The following is a 16,906-nucleotide window of genomic DNA, read 5'->3' as shown; positions in this document are numbered from 1 at the left end:
GGGCAGGCAAACGTCTGTATATGTATATACAAATAACACACGATGGGGTGCTGAACCATGTCCGCCTTCTTTGCCGAACGCGCGCTGCTGCCTAACGGATGGGCCAACAATGTACGTCTTGAGGTCAGCGCCGAGGGCCTGCTGACCCAAATCCAGGCCGATTCCACCGCAGATGGCGCCGAGCGACTAAGCGGGCCGTTGTTGCCGGGGATGCCCAATCTGCACTCGCATGCTTTCCAGCGGGCGATGGCGGGGCTGGCTGAAGTGGCCGGCAATCCGAACGACAGTTTCTGGACCTGGCGCGATCTGATGTATCGGCTCGTCGGAAAAATCAGCCCGGATCAGCTCGGCGTGATCGCTCGTCAGCTGTACATCGAAATGCTCAAGGCCGGTTACACCTCTGTCGCCGAATTTCATTACGTGCACCACGACAGCAATGGCCAGCCTTACGCCGATCCGGCTGAGCTGGCGTTGCGCATCAGTCAGGCCGCAAGCGAAAGCGGCATCGGTTTGACCCTGTTGCCGGTGCTTTACAGCCACTCCGGATTTGGTGGCCAGACGCCCAACGATGGCCAGCGTCGCTTCATCAACAGCACCGAAAACTACCTGAATCTGCAGTCACGCTTGCAGCCAATGTTGGCGCAGCAAAAGGCGCAATCGCTGGGCCTGTGTTTCCACTCGTTGCGCGCGGTGACGCCGCAGCAGATCAGCGAAGTATTGGCGGCCAGCGACAAGCAATGCCCGATTCACATCCACATCGCCGAACAGCAGAAAGAGGTCGACGACTGCCTGAGCTGGAGCGGTCGGCGTCCTCTGCAATGGCTTTACGAGAACACCGAAGTCGATCAGCGCTGGTGCCTGGTTCATGCGACCCATGCCAATCCGGAAGAGGTCACACTGATGGCCAAGAGTCGCGCCATCGCCGGTCTGTGCCTGACCACTGAAGCCAACCTGGGCGACGGGATTTTCCCGGCGGTGGATTTTCTCGCGCAGGGTGGACGCATGGGTATTGGTTCCGACAGCCATGTGTCGCTCAGTGTGGTGGAGGAATTGCGCTGGCTGGAATACGGCCAGCGTCTGCGTGATCAGCGGCGTAATCGTTTGTATGGCGCGGATCAGCCGATGGTCGGGCGCACGCTGTATGACGCGGCGCTGGATGGAGGTGCGCAGGCGTTGGGGCAGCCGATTGGTGCGCTGGAGGTTGGCAAACGTGCCGACTGGATTGTGCTCGACGGCAACGATCCGTATCTGGCGACGGCCAATGGCGACGGGATTTTGAATCGCTGGTTGTTTGCCGGTGGCGATCGGCAGGTGCGTGATGTGCTGGTCAATGGCCAGTGGGTGGTGCGTGATGGCCGGCATGCTGGCGAAGAAGAAAGTGCACGCGCCTTCACCCAGGTTCTGCGCGACCTCCTCGGCTAGAAAAGCAAAAGATCGCAGCCTTCGGCAGCTCCTACAGGGTGAACACTTTCCCATGTAGGAGCTGCCGGAGGCTGCGATCTTTTCGCTCTTAATTCGAAGTCTTGGCCATCTGCCGATCCGACGCTCGCCAGATCAGTCGCGTGGTGTCATAGCCCTGCTGACGCGCCTTGCTCAGCAGCTCCTCGCGCACCACACCGTTGACGGTCGGCGTGCGCGACAGCAACCACATGTACTTGCGACTCGGGTCGCCGACGATGGCGGTCTTGTAGTCATCGCTGACGTACAGCACCCAGTACTCGCCTTTCGCCACACCCGGAATCAGGCGTGAGAACCAGGTATCGAATTCGACCCAGAGCTTGTCGGTCTTGCCCGGCACCTGTGGAGACGCCGTGCCCTTCACTTCTTCCCACTGCCATTGCGGGGTCAGGCAGCGATTGAGCACCGCGACATTGCCGTCAGGCTTGAGGGTGTAATGGGCTTCGGATTGCGCGCAATTGCGCTGGAAGTACATCGGCAAACGCGCCAGCTCGTACCATGTGCCCTGATAGCGCTTGAGATTGACGCTGTTGACGGTTTTCGGCGCCAACGGGTCGACGCCGGAAGTGGCGCAGCCGGCCAGTACCAGGCCGGCAAAAAGGATCAGCAATAACCGCTTCATTTTTCTTCTCCGTGGGCGCGAAGCCCCGGTTTACTTCAGGCCTTGGCCGGAAAACATCAGCACTTTGTCACCGGCGTACTGCACGCTGATAAAGCTGTTCTTGTCGCCCCAGGTGCAACTGGACATGCCGAGCGCGCCCGAGCAATCAGTCGGTTTGCCGAGCAGTGTCTCGACTTCGGCCTTGGCCATGCCGGCCGAGAGCTTCGAGTAGTTTTCCTGATTGACCTTGCTGCATGCGGCCAACAGCACGCAAAACGTCAGAAGGGCGATAGATCGCAACGACATGGTGTAACTCCTGGAACGAGGGGGGATGGCATGGTGCCAACCAGAAGCTTAGAAGAGAAAACCCTCATCTGGTTCCGTGGCCGGACGGCTATTTATTAGCCCGCCCGTCCGGCTTTTGCCGATAAATCAGACACTTTGTAGGGCTATTGGGCATTTCGTCGCATTTCGCAAAAGACGCCTAATCTTTGGCGCGCCGCGGTCGAAATAAGAGCAGCGCAAAGCCCCCGAGTGTGGCAAATTGCCGCCCTTTCTTGACCAGCCCCTTCGCGGTAGCTCATTCGATGACCAGAAACATGAAATTCAGCCACAAGATCTTGTTGGCGGCCGCCCTCGTGGTGGCCGTTGCGTTCGCCTGTTTCATTTTCTTCAACGACTATCGGCAGCGCGAAGCCCTGAGCAGCAGCACCGAAGCGTCGATGCAGGAACTGGGCAGCCTGACCACCAGCAACATCCAGACCTGGCTGGAAAGCCGCATTCAATTGCTGCAATCGCTGTCGCAGCAAGTGGCTGTCGACGGCAATGCCCCGGCCAGCCTGAAGCGCATCATCGACCTGCCCGCCTACACCGGCAATTTCCAGCTCAGCTATTTCGGCGGTGCCGACGGCGTGATGTTCTCGGTACCGGCCGGCAACCGCGCACCGGATTACGATCCACGCGCACGCGGCTGGTACAAAGCCGCCAACAGCGCGCAACAGACCATCGTCACCGAACCGTACATCGCCGCCTCCTCGGGCAAACTGGTGATCACCGTCGCCACTCCAGTACAACGTCAGGGCCAGATGCTCGGCGTCGCCGGTGCCGACATCGACCTGACCAGCGTCAGCGCGATCATCAACTCGCTGAACTTCGGCGGCCATGGTCATGCCTTCATTGTCAGTGCCGACGGCAAGATCCTGATCCACCCGGACAGCAAACTGGTACTCAAGACTCTCGCCGAGGCCTACCCGAACGGTGCGCCGAAAGTCAGCCCGGGCCTGAAAGAAGTCGAGTTCGACGGCAAGACTCAGTTGATCTCCTTCACCCGCGTCAACGGCGTGCCGTCGGCCGACTGGTACGTGGCGCTGGTGCTGGACAAAGACACCGCGTTCGCCATGCTCAGCGAATTCCGCACCTCGGCGCTGATCGCGATGATCATCGCGGTGGTGATCATCATCGCCCTGCTTGGCATGCTCATCCGCGTGTTGATGCAACCGCTGCTGACCATGGGCCGCGCCATGCACGACATCGCCGAAGGTGAAGGCGACCTGACCAAACGCCTGGTGATTCACGGCAACGATGAATTCGGCGCGCTGGGCACCTCGTTCAACCGTTTCGTCGAACGTATTCACACCTCGATTCGCGAAGTGTCCTCGGCCACCGGCCAGGTCAACGAAGTCGCCCTGCGCGTGGTCGCGGCATCGAACTCGTCGATGTACAACTCCGACCAGCAATCCAGCCGTACCAACAGCGTCGCTGCCGCGATCAACCAGCTCGGCGCCGCCGCTCAGGAAATCGCCCAGAACGCCGCACTCGCCTCGCAGCATTCGAGCGATGCGCGCAGCCTCGCGGTCGACGGTCAGCAAGTAGTGGATAAAACCATTCAGGCCATGCAGCAGCTGTCGGCGAAGATCAGCGATTCGTGCGGCAACATCGAAACCCTGAACGCCAACACGGTGAACATCGGCCAGATTCTCGAAGTGATCACCAGCATTTCCCAGCAGACCAATTTGCTCGCGCTCAACGCCGCGATCGAAGCGGCGCGTGCCGGTGAGGCCGGTCGTGGTTTTGCCGTGGTTGCCGATGAGGTACGCAACCTCGCGCACCGCACCCAGGATTCGGCGCAGCAAGTGCAGAAGATGATCGAAGAGCTGCAAGTCGGCGCGCGTCAGGCGGTCAGCATCATGACCGAGAGCCAGCGCGAGAGCGAAAGCAGCGTCGGCATCGCCAACCAGGCCGGCGAGCGCTTGGGCAGCGTGACTCAGCGTATCGGCGAGATCGACGGGATGAACCAGTCGGTGGCGACCGCGACTGAAGAGCAGACGGCAGTGGTCGAGTCGATCAATGTCGATATCAACGAGATCAACACGCTGAATCAGGAAGGTGTGGAGAACTTGCAGGCAACGTTGCGCGCATGCTCGGATCTGGAGCAGCAGGCGGCGCGTCTGAAGCAATTGGTCGGTAGTTTCCGCATTTAAGGATCAAAAGATCGCAGCCTGCGGCAGCTCCTACATAGATCGAGTTCACTGTAGGAGCTGCCGTAGGCTGCGATCTTTTTTGGGATCAGAACCGCGAACCCGGTTCGGAAAGAAACACCAACTCCTCCGCCGTAGACTCCCGCCCCAACACCGCATTGCGATGCGGAAACCGGCCAAACCGCGCAATCACTTTCTGATGCCGCTCGGCATAATCCAGATTATCGGCAAACACCGCCCGCTGCGCTTCCGGCTGTTCAGCCACCAGTTCGATAAATCGGGAAACCGCTTCGTTCTGCACCGCGAGGTTTTCGCAGTGTTCGAACACCAGATAAATGAACACTCGCTGGATCGGTTTCAACTGCCGATCAAAATCCGCCGCAATGCCTTGGGCGACGAGTTTCTGCGCGCGCAGATCACCGGAAAACGCTTTGGGGGTGTCGCGATAGATCATTCGCGGCAGTTGATCGAGCAGTAACACCAGCGCCAGCCAACCTTCGGGACGTTGCGTCCACTCGGTCAATTCGCCGGCCAGGGCCTGATCGACAAAGACCCCGAAACGCGTCTGCGCTTCGAGGTCTTGGCTGTCTCGCTTACCGAACCACAACTTGCCCTTGTCAGCCGATATCTCGTCCGGTGATTCGGCTTGTCCGAACCACCAATCGAGCAACGGCTGCCAGGGCGCGGTCATGGTTTATTCCTTGTGGTAGGCCGTCGCGCGTGCGACTTCTTCTTTCGAGCCGAGGAACACCGCTACACGCTGGTGCAGGCCTTCCGGCTGGATGTCGAGAATGCGCTGATGACCGTCGGTGGACGCGCCGCCCGCCTGTTCCACGAGGAACGACATCGGGTTGGCTTCGTACATCAGACGCAGTTTGCCTGGCTTGGATGGCTCACGGCTGTCGCGCGGGTACATGAACAGACCGCCACGGGTCAGGATACGGTGTACGTCGGCAACCATCGCCGCGACCCAACGCATGTTGTAGTTCTTCTTCAGCGGACCTTCTTCACCGGCCAGCAGCTCGCCCACGTAACGTTGTACCGGGGCTTCCCAGTGACGCTGGTTGGACATGTTGATGGCGAATTCCTGGGTCGATTCAGGAATGGTGATGTTTTCGTGAGTCAGCACGAAGCTGCCCATTTCACGGTCCAGGGTGAAACCTTTGACGCCGTCGCCCAAGGTCAGGATCAGCATGGTCTGTGGACCGTAGATCGCGTAACCGGCGGCTACTTGCTGGGTGCCTGGCTGCAGGAAGGCTTTCTCGTTCAGCGGCTCGTTCTGGCTCAGGTATTCGTTCGGGCAACGCAGTACCGAGAAGATGGTGCCGACCGGGGCGTTGATGTCGATGTTCGACGAACCGTCCAGTGGGTCGAATACCAGCAGGTACGCGCCTTTCGGGTATTTGCCCGGAATCTGGTAGGCATTGTCCATTTCTTCGGACGCCATGCCGGCCAGGTGACCGCCCCATTCGTTGGCTTCGAGCAGGATCTCGTTGGAGATCACGTCGAGCTTCTTCTGCACTTCGCCTTGCACGTTTTCGGTGCCCATGCTGCCCAGAACACCACCCAGGGCGCCTTTGGACACGGCGTGGTTGATCTCCTTGCAGGCACGCGCCACCACTTCGATCAGGAAACGCAGATCGGCAGGAGTGTTATTGCTGCGGGTCTGCTCAATCAAATAGCGACTCAGGGTAACGCGGGACATGGACGGCTCCGGTGGAATGGGGGGCTAAAAACCCGCGCAGTTTACAGGGAGTCTGAAAACGTAGCGAGCGAAGACGCCCGGTAACGTGCGTTGGGGTGTAATTGCCTGCATGAGACGTGATTGTCGGTGGAGAGTTCAGGTAGCGGGTTTAGCGTAGACCGGTTCGGGACGGATGGTGGTTGAGTGATAGCGGCGGTTTGAGGATTTTTGTTGATTGATCGGCCGTCATCGCTGGCAAGCCAGCTCCCACAAAGACTTCGGTCGTTCATCTATTTTGTGTACACCAAATAACCTGTGGGAGCTGGCTTGCCAGCGATTGGCGCGCAGCGCCAGCCATTCTCAGGTGTTGGTTGGAGGCTTGCGCAACAAGCTAAACGCCATCGCCCCCAAAAACACCACACTCAACAACAACACTGCCCACAACCCGATCTTCTTCCAATTGGTCTGCGCCACCGCCGCTGTGGTCGCCGTCGATGTCTGCGTACCAACCGCTTCACCCTGCACCGACGCCTTGCCCAACGACGCCAGCTTCTGCGGCTTGAAATCCGGAATCAGTGTCGCCAACGGCAGATTAGCCGTCTTCACCGTCGCATTGCCCAACGCCAGACTGTACGGCCCCTCGCCCCGCGCGAGGAAAATCACCTGCGTTGCGCGCACCGCATATTTCACGCTCGGCGCCTGCGCGCCCAGACCACCGCCGCGTTCATCGACCGTCAGCTTCAACTGCTGCACGGTCTGCCCGTAGAGCTGCAATTCGTTCTGCACCACGTCCTGGCCGTTCTGCGTCAGGCGATAGAGCAAGCCGTTGCTCAGTTCCTGCCACGGCAGACTGCTTTCACGTCGCCCCGCCAATATCGCCGGCGCCAGACTGTTTGGCTGCTTCAGTTCCACCTGCACACGCTCAACGTTCAGCCCCATCGGCAACTGCCAGGTGTATTCCCCGGCCTTGGTGCTGCTGCCGGCCAATGCCTGCGACCAGACCAATGGCAGCGGTAGATCGCGTGGATCACTGCTTTTCAGCTGTGCCGCTGTCAGGATCGGTGCCGAATTCGGCGACTCCCACAGCAACCGCACATAACGCGCCGATTGCCCCGGCAACGTCACTTCGTGCTGCTCGATGCGCTCATCGGAAAAGGTCAGCCGCGCCACCTGCCCTTCGCCCCACGGCTGCCAGTGCTGCAAGTCGTCGCTGGCTTCGATGCTGAACCGCTGAAAGCCATCGCGTTCGCTGGTCCAGTCGAGGATCAATTGCTGCAACGGCGCCTTGATCGCGCTGGCATCGAGCAGCCAGCCGCGCAGCACTTCTTCACCCGCCTCCAACTGGCTGGACGGTTGCACTTCGACCAGCGTGCCGTTGGTGGTCGATTGCACGCGCACGTTCGGCGCGCGTTCGCTGGCGTCAGCGGCGGTGTACAGCGGGAACCATTTCACCTCGTGCAACTTACCGTCGTCGCGGGTCTGCGCCGACTCGCGCGCCAAGGCGTAAGCCTGTGGTTCACCGGCGGCGTTGAACACGCGCAGGTCGCTGAGGTCGGTCTGGCGTGCCTGCAATTGCACGCTCAGCGGCAGTTCAAGGCGATACCACGGGCCGTTGCCGCTGACCGCCAGCGGCACCTGCGTGGCGAAGTCCGCCGGCTTTTCCTGGGCACTGGCCACCATCACCACGCCCAACGCCAACCAACCCAGATTTCGCATGCGACTCAAGATGAAACTCCTTCGGTGTCCGCGGCCGGTGTGTCCGCCGCCGGTTCCGCCTCGACGCGTTTGGGTGGCAGCGGCGCGAAATAGCCAACCACCAGCAGCAACACGCCGACGCCGATAAACGAGACGATCCGGGCAAGGCCGCCACGGTTGCTCAGTTCGACAAAAATCAGTTTGGCCACCACCAGCGCAATCAGCGCGGCGCCAATCAGCCACACTTCGCGGCGATGGCGCAGATGCCCGCCGATCATCAAACCGAGCGCCATCAGCGTCCAGACAATCGATAATCCGGCCTGCACCAGCATCGACGCGAGCAGCGTATCCAGCTCGAACGGAATCCCCGCCCAATGGTGCGCGGCGCGAGTGACCAACGCGGTGCAGAAGGCGAACAGCGAAACCCCGGCGATCAGTTGCGTGGCGTAATCGGCATAGTCCTGACGAATCGACAATTGCGAAATCGCACTGCGCGACCACACGTAAACGCCGAACAACGCGAACAGCAGGCCCAATTCCAAAGGGTTGAGTAAAGGCACATACGGCAGCGGTTCGGCGTTGCCATCGCTGATGCCATTGGCCAACCAGAACCACGCGAGCATCAGCACCGCCAACGGCGCAGCAGCGTACAAGCGGTATTCGCGAGCAAACGCTGCGACCGGCCACGGCCAAGAGCGCGGGGCCGCTGCCAGCAACAGATAAACGCTCGGTAGAATCGCCCAGCCCAGCCAGCGCCAGGCGTTGTATTGCTCGGACAACAACAGCAGGCCGTAGCGCAATTCCAACGCCAGTACGCCGATCAGCAGCCAACAGCCGAGCACATGCGCCGTACTCAAGGCCCGCGCCGGCAGCATCGGCGCCAAGCGTCGCAGACTGAAGAAATGCACGGCGAATACCGCCGCCCACGCCAGCCAACCGAAATCCGCCGCCGGGTGATAACGCGAATGCCAGGCCCCGAGCAGCACCAGCGCCGCAGCCGGAATCAACAAGGTGCACAGCAGACCCAGTGCCGGCCATTTCAAGCGCAGCGACAGCAACGTCCACAGCGCCACGCTGACGGCGGCAACCAAAAGCAGCAACGTGCCTTGCAAATTCGGCGAGGCAAACCGCAGCACTTCACTGACCCACGCCAGCGTCCACCAACCGGCGCCCCACACCAGCAAGACTTCGGACAAGCGCTGCAAACTCAATGCATCGAATGCCGAGGCATGATTGCCCAGTTGCAGGCGCCACGCTCCGATCATTGCCGCCAGCCCCAGCACCAGCGGCGTCCAGAATCCGCCGTGGGCCAGCGGTCTCAGCCCTTCGCTGGACAGCGGCCCAAGCAACTCGGGACCGGCCAGTAAAAACGCCGCGCCGCCAATCACCTGCAACAGCAGACCGAAAACAAAGCTCACGCGCTGCTTGAGGTACAGGCTCAACCAGATGATCAGCAAACCACTCGCCGCCCACACCGCGCTCGCCGTTTGCCACGGCAGCACAAACAACACCGCCAGATTGATCAGCACCAACCCGGCCAGCAGCACCACCGACAGACCGCGCAGCAGACGCACGTCACTGCGCACCATTTCATCGCGAGCGGCCAACAGCATGCCGGCGATCAACGCCAGACCGATCAGCGAAGCACTGAGCAAACCGCTCCAGCCAGCGCTGAACACTGCGGCGGAATCTTCCCCCGCACCTTGCAGACGCAGCAGAAACAACGCGCCACCCAACAACTGCACGGCAAACGCGGTGAACAGGAACGTCCTGGACTGAATCCGCAGGCCGACAAACAACGTCGCCAACCCGGCCAGCGCCCAACTGATCGCCGTGCCCTGGATGAAGAAGAACAACGGCGCCAGCAAGTAGAGGAACGTCAGGCCCAGGCACGCCAGCACTGGCAGGCCTTGGCGCTCCCAAGGCGATGCCTGTTCCGGGGCAGCTTTGCGCAGTTGATAGAAACTGAATAGCAGCGCAATGCCGAGCATCAACGCACCCAGCGGAGCACCGTCGAGCAAACTGCTTTCGCCGACGCGCAATTGGCTGAGGAATGCCAACGCCGAGCCCAGTTGCAGCAGCAACGCAAAGGCCCGCGCGAACGGTCGATGCTGACGCAAGCCGAGCCAGAAAATCCCCGCGCCTTCCACCGCCCACGCCGCCGACGTCCAGCGTGCATCCAGCCCCAGCGGAATCGCCAGACTGGCGAAAATCACCCCGAGCGCCAGACAGGTTTCACCCAGCAGCACCGCGCGACCACCCATCAACACTTTGGCCAGTGCCATGTAGATCATGCCGAGTGCCAGCGCACTGAACGCGGCGGCAAATTCCAGATGCTGTACCAGTGCGAACTGCAAACCGAAACCGATGATCGGCGGGCCGAACAGCATCGTCCCGTCGACGTAGTCGCCCTTGCGCGCCGACCAGTGCAGTAACGCCTCGCGATCGCCGTCCGCCGGGGCATCGGGCATGTCGAGCAACTTGCGCCGGGCAAACAACAGGCCGATAGCCAGGTACATCAGGAAGAACAGAATCAGGAACGGCTCGGTGCTCCACAACAGCTCTGGCGTATACGAGCGCAAGCCCCAGGCGAAACCGATGCCGAAGGTGCCGACGAAGCCGATCAGGTTGAGCAGGCGCCAGGCCTTGAACCAGGCGATGGTGAGAATGCCGGCGTTGAGCAGCGCGAAATAACTGAACAGCGCGACGTGGTTGCCGGCGCCGGTCGAGGTCAGGATTGGTGCGGCGAATCCGCCCAATGCCGCTGCGGCTGCCAATCCCAAAGCATCCTGAGTGATCGCCAGAATCGCCGAGAACACCGTCACCGCGACCAACAAACCAAGCGCAGCGGAAGGATCGAGCAGCGGATGCAAACGCATCGCCGCGAACACCGTCAGGTACAACACCGCGATCCCGGTGCCTTGCAGCATCAAGGCGTAATTGCTGTTGCGTTTGCGCAGCCACCAACCGAGTGCGAGCAGGCCCAGCGCAGCCGCCGCCACGCCGGCATAACGCAACTCGATTGGCACGACCATGCCTTCAGTGGCGTAGCGCAGCAGGAACGCCAGACCGAAAAACAGCAACACCACGCCAACGCGCAGCACGGTGTTGCCGCCGAACAGCCAGTTACGCGCAGCACTGATGCCGCGTTCGATGAGATTAGGGCCACGGGGTGCGGCAGGCTGTTGCAGTTCGCGCGGCGCCGGTTCGGCGCGCCAGACATCGTCCGGCAAGGGTTGGCTGGCCTGATTGGCCACGGCAGCAATCGGTTCGAGGTCGGGCGGCAGCTCCCAGACCAGCTCCGGCGCAGGGGCCGGTTCGACGATGCCGACGGGGTCTACGACAGGCTCGGCGACAGGTTCCACCGTTGGCGGTGGCGGTGGCACCGCATGCGACGGTGAGCCTTCGAGCAGAAACAGACGCTGGGCGACACCCTGCAGAGCCTCCTTCAGCTGTTCATATTGCTGCTGTTGCTCAGCCATTTGTGAGCCGAGCCGCGTGATGCGGATCGTCTGCCCGATCGCCAGTCCCAGCAGCGCGCCCAACAGCGCATCACTGAGCGACTCGTCGAGCAGCCAGCCGAGCACCAACCCGATCAACATGAACATCCATTGCATGGTCGATATCCCTAAGCGCGAAGGCCAATCCGGGAAGATTAGCGCAGCCTGACCCAAAAAGATCGCAGCCTGCGGCAGCTCCTACATATGCCTGTAGGAGCTGCCGCAGGCTGCGATCTTTTCTGGCGCGCGATTATATCGAGCCGAGCGGAAAGTTACTCCAGTGCTTTCCAGATCTCCGTGGCGTACTCACGAATCGTCCGGTCCGACGAGAACCAGCCCATCCGCGAAGTGTTCAGCACCGCCGAACGCCACCAGTTATTGGCGTCATGCCAGTGCGCTTCAACGCGCTTCTGCGCTTCCCAATACGAGTCGAAATCAGCGCAGACCAGGAAGCGGTCGTAATCCACCAGCGAATCGATCAACCCGGTGTAGCGCGAGGTGTCATCCGGCGAGAACACCCCACTGCGGATCGCTTGCAGCACATCGTTCAGACGATGCGACGCAGCAATATCCGGCAAGGCGCTGAACTCGTGGTTCTGTTTACGCGCCTCGACCTGCTGCGCGCTGAGGCCGAAGATGAACATGTGCTCGGCACCGATGCGCTCACACATTTCCACGTTGGCGCCGTCGAGGGTACCGATGGTCAGCGCGCCGTTGAGGCCGAACTTCATGTTGCTGGTGCCCGAGGCCTCGAAACCGGCAGTGGAGATCTGCTCGGACAAGTCCGCCGCCGGAATAATGCTCTCCGCCAGGCTGACGTTGTAGTTGGGCAGGAACACCACCTTCAACAAGCCGCGCACAGTCGGGTCGTTATTCACCACCCGCGCGATATCGTTGGTCAGCTTGATGATCAGTTTCGCTTGGTGATAACTCGCCGCCGCTTTACCGGCAAAGATTTTCACCCGTGGCACCCAGTCGACTTCCGGCTCGGCGCGAATTGCCTGGTACAGCGCCACGGTGTGCAGCAGGTTGAGCAACTGGCGCTTGTATTCGTGGATCCGTTTGACCTGCACGTCGAACATCGCTGCCGGGTTGACCGCGATGCCCAGGCGTTCATGAATCAGATAGGCCAGCGCCTTTTTGCTGTGCAGCCGTTGCTCGGCGAAAGCTTTGCGGAACGCGGGTTTCTCGGCGAACGGTTCGAGATCGAGCAAGCGCTCTTCAGGGTTATCCAACAAATCCGGGCCGAGCGCATCGACCAGCATCGAGGTCAGTTCCGAGTTGGCCTGATACAGCCAGCGGCGGAAAGTAATGCCGTTGGTTTTGTTGTTGATCCGCTCCGGGTAGAGCTTGTGCAGTTCGGCGAACACGGTTTTACGCATCAACTGTGTGTGCAACCCGGACACGCCATTGACGCTGTGCGAACCGAGGAACGCGAGGTTGCCCATGCGCACCCGGCGACCGTTGTCTTCTTCGATCAGCGACACGGCACGGAGCACGTCGAAATCGTGAATGCCTTTGGCGCGCAGCGAATCGATGTGCTGGGCATTGATCAGGTAAATGATCTGCATGTGCCGTGGCAGCATGCGTTCCATCAGACCCACCGGCCAGGTTTCCAGCGCTTCCGGCAACAACGTGTGGTTGGTGTACGACAGCGTGTCGACCGTCACTTGCCACGCCGCGTCCCATGCCACGTCGTAGACATCGACCAATTGCCGCATCAGTTCGGCAACGGCAATCGATGGGTGGGTGTCGTTGAGCTGGATCGCGGCGTGATCGCCGAGGGTCAGCACCGAGGTGTGCATGTTGCGGTGACGGCGCAGCAGATCCTGCAGCGAGGCGGCGACGAAGAAATATTCCTGACGCAGGCGCAGCTCTTGCCCCGCTTCGGTGCTGTCCGCCGGGTAAAGCACGCGGGAGATACTCTCGGCGCGCGCCACTTCGGCGACGGCGCCCAAGTGGTCACCGGCGTTGAAGCGCTCCAGGTGCAAATCTTCCATGGCGCGGGCACGCCACAGGCGCAGGGTATTGACGCTTGCCCCGCGCCAGCCCACCACCGGCGTGTCGTAGGCAATCGCGCGGACGGTTTCTGCCGGCGACCAGACTTGTTTGGATTTGCCGGAAACGTCGGTGACCGTTTCGACGCTCCCGCCGAAGCCGATGGAGTAGACGACCTCTGGCCGCTCAAACTCCCACGGGTTACCGAAATCCAGCCAGTGCTCGGTCTGCTCCTGTTGCCAGCCATCGACGATGGCCTGGCGGAACAAGCCGTGCTCATAACGAATGCCGTAACCGTGGCCGGCGATGCCGAGGGTCGACATGCTTTCCATGAAGCACGCCGCCAGACGACCGAGGCCGCCGTTGCCGAGCGCCGCATCGGGCTCCAGCAGGCGGATGCGTTCCAGATCGACACCGAGTTCGGTCAACGCTTCACGGGCAACATCGAGCAGGCCGAGGTTGCTCAGGCTGTCGTAGAGCAAACGGCCGATGAGGAATTCCAGCGAGAGGTAGTACACCCGTTTCTGGCCTTTGCGGTAGATCTGCCGGGTGTGGTCCATCCAGTGTTCGACCATGTGATCACGCGCAGCCAATGCGATGGCTTCGAACCAGTCATGGTCGAAGGCGTGATCGGGGTCTTTGCCCACCGCGTAGGTGAGTTTGGTCAGGACGGCGTCGCGGAATGCGGCCACCTCTGCTTCGCGAACTAGTGGTTCTTGAGTCATCAATGGGACCTCGAGCGAGCGGGGAATTGTCTGAGCCTAGACGGTCTGACCGACGGTCGAGGCTCTGGTTCGGCAGTATTTCCTGAGACTGTGAGATGGCCCGGCATTACCCTGGCGGATGAGCTAATGAATGCAGGGGCCGTGCCGAATTGTCCGGCAATGTGCCTGCACGCAGAAAAAATCTGGCGAAAGGTTGTTCAAAAATCCACCAGTCCCGGTATGATCGCGCGCCCTGATGCACACACGCCTGGTAACTCCCGATGATGAAGCCCAACCTGATTGCCGCCGCCGAGATCGATCGTCTCGATACGTGGGCAAAATACTCAGCCCCGATGTGCGGTTCCTGCGTGTCCAGCTGCTGCACGCTGCCGGTTGAGGTGAAGATCAAGGATCTGGTGCGCATCGGTGTGGTCGACGAGTTCGAACTCGGTGACCCGCCGAAGAACATCGCCAAGCGTTTGCAAAAGGAAGGCCTGGTCGAGCGCTTCAACCAGAAGTCCGGCATCTTCACCCTGCAGCGCATGAGCAACAACGATTGCTACTACCTGGATCGTAAGAGCCGCCTGTGCACCATTTATGACAAGCGCCCGGATACCTGCCGCAATCACCCGAAGATCGGGCCGCGTCCGGGGTATTGCGCTTACAAGCCGAAGGAAGTGGTGCGCGAGCAGAATTTCCGCGCGATCGAGAAGTTTTGATCGGCCCTGCGATTTTCAGCGGCTGATCGGCCGCCTTCGCTGGCAAGCCAGCTCCCACAATGATTGTGGTTGTACACATATTTTATATACGACCCAAAACCCTGTGGGAGCTGGCTTGCCAGCGATGGGGCCAGCACCAATACCGCCTGAACCCCAGACAAACAAAAACGCCCCCGGTCTCGCGACCGGGGGCGTTTTCATTCAGCCTGAACTAATGACTCAGTTCTTGGCTTTCTTGGCAGCGCGGGTACGCTCGCTTTCGTCCAGGATCTTCTTGCGAAGACGGATGGACTTAGGAGTTACTTCGCACAGCTCGTCTTCCTGGATGTATTCCAGAGCCTGTTCCAGAGTGAACTTCACTGGTGGAACCAGAGCGATGGTTTCGTCTTTACCCGAAGCACGCATGTTGTCGAGCTTCTTGCCCTTGGTAGGGTTAACGCCCAGGTCGTTGTCGCGGCTGTTCTGACCAACGATTTGACCGTTGTAGATCTCTTGACCGTGTTCTACGAACAGCTTGCCACGAGCCTGCAGGGTTTCCAGCGAGTAGGTCAGTGCCTTACCGGTTTCAACCGAAACCAGAACGCCGTTCTGACGGCCGGACATGTGGCCCGACTTGACGGTGTCGTAGCGATCGAAGATCGAGGTCAGGATGCCAGCACCGTTGGTCAGGGTCAGGAACTGGTTACGGAAACCGATCAGACCGCGAGCAGGGATGTTGTATTCCAGACGAACACGGCCCTTGCCATCAGGAACCATGTTGCTCAGGTCGCCCTTACGCAGACCCATCTCTTCCATCACCTTGCCCTGAGCTTCTTCAGGGATGTCGATGGTGACGTTTTCGAACGGCTCTTGCTTGACGCCGTCAACTTCACGAATGATCACTTCAGGACGGCCCAGGGCCAGCTCGAAGCCTTCGCGACGCATGGTTTCGATCAGTACCGAGAGGTGCAGCTCACCACGGCCGGAAACCTTGAACTTGTCAGCGGAGTCGCCTTCTTCAACGCGCAGTGCAACGTTGTACAGCAGCTCTTTGTCCAGACGGTCCTTGATGTTACGGGACGTCACGAACTTGCCTTCTTTACCGCAGAATGGCGAGTCGTTTACCTGGAAGGTCATCGAAACGGTTGGCTCGTCAACGGTCAGAGGCTTCATCGCCTCGACGGTGTCCGGGTGGCACAGGGTGTCGGAGATGAACAGCGAGTCCATACCGCTGATGCACACGATATCGCCTGCTGCAGCTTCTTCAACGTCGATGCGGTGCAGACCGTGGTGACCCATCAGTTTCAGGATACGGCCGTTACGGCGCTTGCCGTCGGCACCGATCGCCACAACCGGGGTGTTCGGCTTGACGCGACCACGAGCGATACGGCCAACGCCGATAACACCCAGGAAGCTGTTGTAGTCCAGAGCGGAAATCTGCATCTGGAACGCGCCATCACGGTCAACGGCCGGAGGCGGAACGTGGTCGACTACCGCTTGGTACAGCGGGGTCATGTCTTCCGCCATGGCGGTGTGATCCAGACCGGCAATGCCGTTCAGGGCCGAAGCGTAAACAACCTGGAAGTCCAGTTGTTCTTCGGTAGCACCGAGGTTGTCGAACAGGTCGAAGATCTGGTCCAGAACCCAGTCCGGACGCGCGCCTGGACGGTCAACCTTGTTGATTACCACGATCGGACGCAGGCCGGCTTCGAAAGCCTTCTTGGTCACGAAACGGGTTTGCGGCATAGGGCCGTCTTGAGCGTCAACCAGCAGCAGAACGGAGTCAACCATCGACATTACGCGTTCAACTTCGCCGCCGAAGTCGGCGTGGCCCGGGGTGTCCACGATGTTGATGTGGTAGCCGTTCCAGTTGATGGCGGTGTTTTTCGCCAGAATGGTAATACCGCGCTCTTTTTCCTGGTCGTTGGAGTCCATCACGCGCTCGTCGTTGAGCTCGTTGCGCTCCAGAGTGCCGGATTGACGCAGGAGTTTGTCTACCAGGGTGGTTTTACCATGGTCAACGTGGGCAATGATGGCGATGTTACGTAGATTTTCGATCACTTGTGTATCTCGATCAGAGGATTCGGTTTG

Annotated in this window: 11 protein-coding genes and 1 pseudogene; 4 read left to right on the top strand and 8 right to left on the bottom strand. The window is 60.3% G+C overall.

The genetic code is table 11. From position 1 onward, the window contains the following. The first annotated feature begins 57 nt into the window (after nucleotides 1-57). Nucleotides 58-1,422, top strand: a complete 1,365-nt coding sequence (locus tag ACQ4MY_RS09015; protein WP_440094834.1) for a formimidoylglutamate deiminase — start codon at nucleotides 58-60, stop codon at nucleotides 1,420-1,422. An 88-nt stretch (nucleotides 1,423-1,510) separates the two neighbouring features. On the opposite strand, the gene ACQ4MY_RS09010 is transcribed toward ACQ4MY_RS09015, so the two are convergent. Next, entirely contained in the window at nucleotides 1,511-2,080 is a 570-nt protein-coding gene (locus tag ACQ4MY_RS09010; protein ID WP_008080588.1) for a lipocalin family protein, read from the bottom strand. A gap of 30 nt (nucleotides 2,081-2,110) precedes the next feature. Then, nucleotides 2,111-2,365: a hypothetical protein gene (locus tag ACQ4MY_RS09005; protein WP_003220802.1), complete on the bottom strand. Its 255-nt coding sequence runs from the start codon at nucleotides 2,363-2,365 to the stop codon at nucleotides 2,111-2,113. 281 nt (nucleotides 2,366-2,646) lie between these two features. Here ACQ4MY_RS09005 and ACQ4MY_RS09000 point away from each other — a divergent pair. Next, nucleotides 2,647-3,681 (top strand): annotated as a pseudogene (locus tag ACQ4MY_RS09000) (HAMP domain-containing protein); the annotation flags it as partial. Nucleotides 3,682-3,774: 93 nt separating this feature from the next. Continuing rightward, nucleotides 3,775-4,539 (top strand): methyl-accepting chemotaxis protein, encoded by a 765-nt coding sequence (locus ACQ4MY_RS08995; protein WP_371924604.1) that lies wholly within the window; start codon nucleotides 3,775-3,777, stop codon nucleotides 4,537-4,539. Nucleotides 4,540-4,624: 85 nt separating this feature from the next. On the opposite strand, the gene ACQ4MY_RS08990 is transcribed toward ACQ4MY_RS08995, so the two are convergent. The 5 genes from ACQ4MY_RS08990 to ACQ4MY_RS08970 all read right to left on the bottom strand — a co-directional run bounded on the left by ACQ4MY_RS08990 (nucleotide 4,625) and on the right by ACQ4MY_RS08970 (nucleotide 14,138). Next, nucleotides 4,625-5,227 carry a DUF924 family protein gene (locus ACQ4MY_RS08990; protein WP_440094833.1) on the bottom strand — a complete coding sequence of 201 codons (603 nt, stop codon included), beginning with the start codon at nucleotides 5,225-5,227 and terminating at the stop codon, nucleotides 4,625-4,627. A 3-nt stretch (nucleotides 5,228-5,230) separates the two neighbouring features. Beyond that, on the bottom strand, nucleotides 5,231-6,241 hold the full coding sequence (locus ACQ4MY_RS08985; RefSeq protein ID WP_008080580.1) for a class 1 fructose-bisphosphatase: 1,011 nt from the start codon (nucleotides 6,239-6,241) through the stop codon (nucleotides 5,231-5,233). 339 nt (nucleotides 6,242-6,580) lie between these two features. Continuing rightward, entirely contained in the window at nucleotides 6,581-7,945 is a 1,365-nt protein-coding gene (locus ACQ4MY_RS08980) for a DUF3999 domain-containing protein (protein ID WP_440094832.1), read from the bottom strand. Next, a complete protein-coding gene (locus tag ACQ4MY_RS08975) occupies nucleotides 7,942-11,532 on the bottom strand; it encodes a DUF2339 domain-containing protein (RefSeq protein WP_440094831.1) in 3,591 nt (1,196 codons plus the stop codon). Before ACQ4MY_RS08975 ends, ACQ4MY_RS08980 begins: the two co-directional genes overlap by 4 nt. Nucleotides 11,533-11,687: 155 nt before the next feature. After that, nucleotides 11,688-14,138: a glycogen/starch/alpha-glucan phosphorylase gene (locus ACQ4MY_RS08970; protein ID WP_008080574.1), complete on the bottom strand. Its 2,451-nt coding sequence runs from the start codon at nucleotides 14,136-14,138 to the stop codon at nucleotides 11,688-11,690. 260 nt (nucleotides 14,139-14,398) lie between these two features. Here ACQ4MY_RS08970 and ACQ4MY_RS08965 point away from each other — a divergent pair, with 260 nt between their 5' ends. Continuing rightward, nucleotides 14,399-14,836 (top strand): YkgJ family cysteine cluster protein, encoded by a 438-nt coding sequence (locus tag ACQ4MY_RS08965; RefSeq protein WP_038359983.1) that lies wholly within the window; start codon nucleotides 14,399-14,401, stop codon nucleotides 14,834-14,836. Nucleotides 14,837-15,055: 219 nt separating this feature from the next. Here ACQ4MY_RS08965 and typA read toward each other — a convergent pair whose 3' ends face one another. Next, a complete protein-coding gene (typA, locus tag ACQ4MY_RS08960) occupies nucleotides 15,056-16,876 on the bottom strand; it encodes a translational GTPase TypA (RefSeq protein ID WP_008080572.1) in 1,821 nt (606 codons plus the stop codon). Nucleotides 16,877-16,906: the final 30 nt, after the last annotated feature.

The sequence above is a fragment of the Pseudomonas sp. SM4 genome (assembly GCF_051913165.1).
In the GTDB taxonomy this organism is placed as follows: Bacteria; Pseudomonadota; Gammaproteobacteria; order Pseudomonadales; family Pseudomonadaceae; genus Aquipseudomonas.
This window is presented reverse-complemented; position numbering and strand designations above follow the sequence as displayed.

Excerpts from the sequence above, each read along its gene's own strand:
- ACQ4MY_RS09015 (WP_440094834.1), top strand. The coding sequence starts at position 58 with ATGTCCGCCTTCTTTGCCGAACGCGCGCTGCTGCCTAACGGATGGGCC.
- ACQ4MY_RS09010 (WP_008080588.1), bottom strand. The coding sequence starts at position 2,080 with ATGAAGCGGTTATTGCTGATCCTTTTTGCCGGCCTGGTACTGGCCGGC.
- ACQ4MY_RS09005 (WP_003220802.1), bottom strand. The coding sequence starts at position 2,365 with ATGTCGTTGCGATCTATCGCCCTTCTGACGTTTTGCGTGCTGTTGGCC.
- ACQ4MY_RS08995 (WP_371924604.1), top strand. The coding sequence starts at position 3,775 with ATGTACAACTCCGACCAGCAATCCAGCCGTACCAACAGCGTCGCTGCC.
- ACQ4MY_RS08990 (WP_440094833.1), bottom strand. The coding sequence starts at position 5,227 with ATGACCGCGCCCTGGCAGCCGTTGCTCGATTGGTGGTTCGGACAAGCC.
- ACQ4MY_RS08985 (WP_008080580.1), bottom strand. The coding sequence starts at position 6,241 with ATGTCCCGCGTTACCCTGAGTCGCTATTTGATTGAGCAGACCCGCAGC.
- ACQ4MY_RS08975 (WP_440094831.1), bottom strand. The coding sequence starts at position 11,532 with ATGCAATGGATGTTCATGTTGATCGGGTTGGTGCTCGGCTGGCTGCTC.
- ACQ4MY_RS08970 (WP_008080574.1), bottom strand. The coding sequence starts at position 14,138 with ATGACTCAAGAACCACTAGTTCGCGAAGCAGAGGTGGCCGCATTCCGC.
- ACQ4MY_RS08965 (WP_038359983.1), top strand. The coding sequence starts at position 14,399 with ATGATGAAGCCCAACCTGATTGCCGCCGCCGAGATCGATCGTCTCGAT.